This window comes from Xanthomonas sp. LMG 12460, assembly GCF_009192895.1.
Classification (GTDB): domain Bacteria; phylum Pseudomonadota; class Gammaproteobacteria; order Xanthomonadales; family Xanthomonadaceae; genus Xanthomonas_A; species Xanthomonas_A sontii.
On record NZ_NKUH01000109.1, the window covers coordinates 1 to 1176 of the forward strand.

General features: G+C 64.6%; 2 protein-coding genes. Both read left to right on the plus strand.

Going from position 1 to position 1176, the window contains the following annotated elements; all coding sequences use genetic code 11:
- On the plus strand, window positions 1–403 hold a 403-nt coding region (locus CEK66_RS20455; protein WP_226978680.1), incomplete at its 5' end, for a hypothetical protein.
- A gap of 97 nt (window positions 404–500) precedes the next feature.
- A partial coding sequence (locus CEK66_RS18430) for a DUF6708 domain-containing protein (RefSeq protein WP_226978681.1) occupies window positions 501–1176 on the plus strand: 676 nt, incomplete at its 3' end.

Sequence of the window (1176 nt, forward strand, 5' to 3'; positions counted from 1 at the left end):
CCGTTTCATGGAGCACGAAGGGCCGCTGTTCGTCGAAGGCGACGGAACCAATGAGGCCTTGTTCGAGATGCGTTTGGCGCGCTGCATCTTCTTCGGCCAGCCCTTCATCGGCCCGGGCAGTGCGGAGCATTGGAAGCACCCCGACCTGGGCGCCATCCTCTGGCAGGTCATCGCCATCCCGCTGTTCCCTCTGACCCTGCTCTACGGCCTGATCCGCTGGGCCAGTTTCCACATCAAGAGCAAGCCCGCATGGCCGCCTGAAGTGCTGGCCAGCGTGGGTGGCACAACCTTGCATGGCAGCGCGCTGGAAGCCTGGCGCCATGTGGTTCCGGACCGCGTAGCAGGGGCCGCCACGCCGCTGCCGTTGAGCGCGTCAGCCTCGGGCTTGACACGCTCATCGTGAATAAACCCTGACCATGGCCCGAACCAAGAATTACAAACACCCTGCCTCCGGGCCCAAGCCTACTTCCAAGCCCTCGGCGTCAGGCCGCCCCATCGGCATGGCCGATATCGACTGGCTCGGCCAGGCGGCCTGCGACGAATTCTTCAAGCTGCACGACAACGAAGTGTTCAGGGGCATCGGCGCGGGGGCGGTGCTCTTGCCGCCACACAGCGTACCGGCCAGCCGATCGCCCAACAGCGGCGGCGCGGTCATCGAGGCGTTTCCGCATGGGCTGGCGTACGGCAGCATGATGACTTTGCTTGTGGGGTTTCTTGGCTTTGGTGCCGTCGCTATAGGTTTGCCATTGACCCTGATGCTTGCAAGCGCACTTGGTGATGCCAATGCCTTCACTCCTGCCTTGGTCGGCACTTCAGTCCTATCGGTGTTCGTCTACTTCATGCTCCGCTTCGACCTCATCGGCTACCGCTACGCACCCACCCTGTTCGACCGCAACGCCGGCAAGGTCCATGTCTTCAAGGACAACACGCGTCTCTTCAGCGGGTGGCCGCTCTGGGGCGGGGGCGGCCAGCACGAGATCCTCAGCTACGACTGGGCTTGTGTGCGCGCCCAGGTCGTCCGCTTCAAGACCTTCACCGGCACCGTGGCGCAGGACAACGCGGCCCTGCAGATGATCGTGCTGGCTGCGCCCGGCGACACCCGCGTGGTCGGCCAGTTCGGCCTGGGCCTGACCAGCAGCGCCATCGCGGTGCAGCCCCTGCTCGATACCTGGGAGC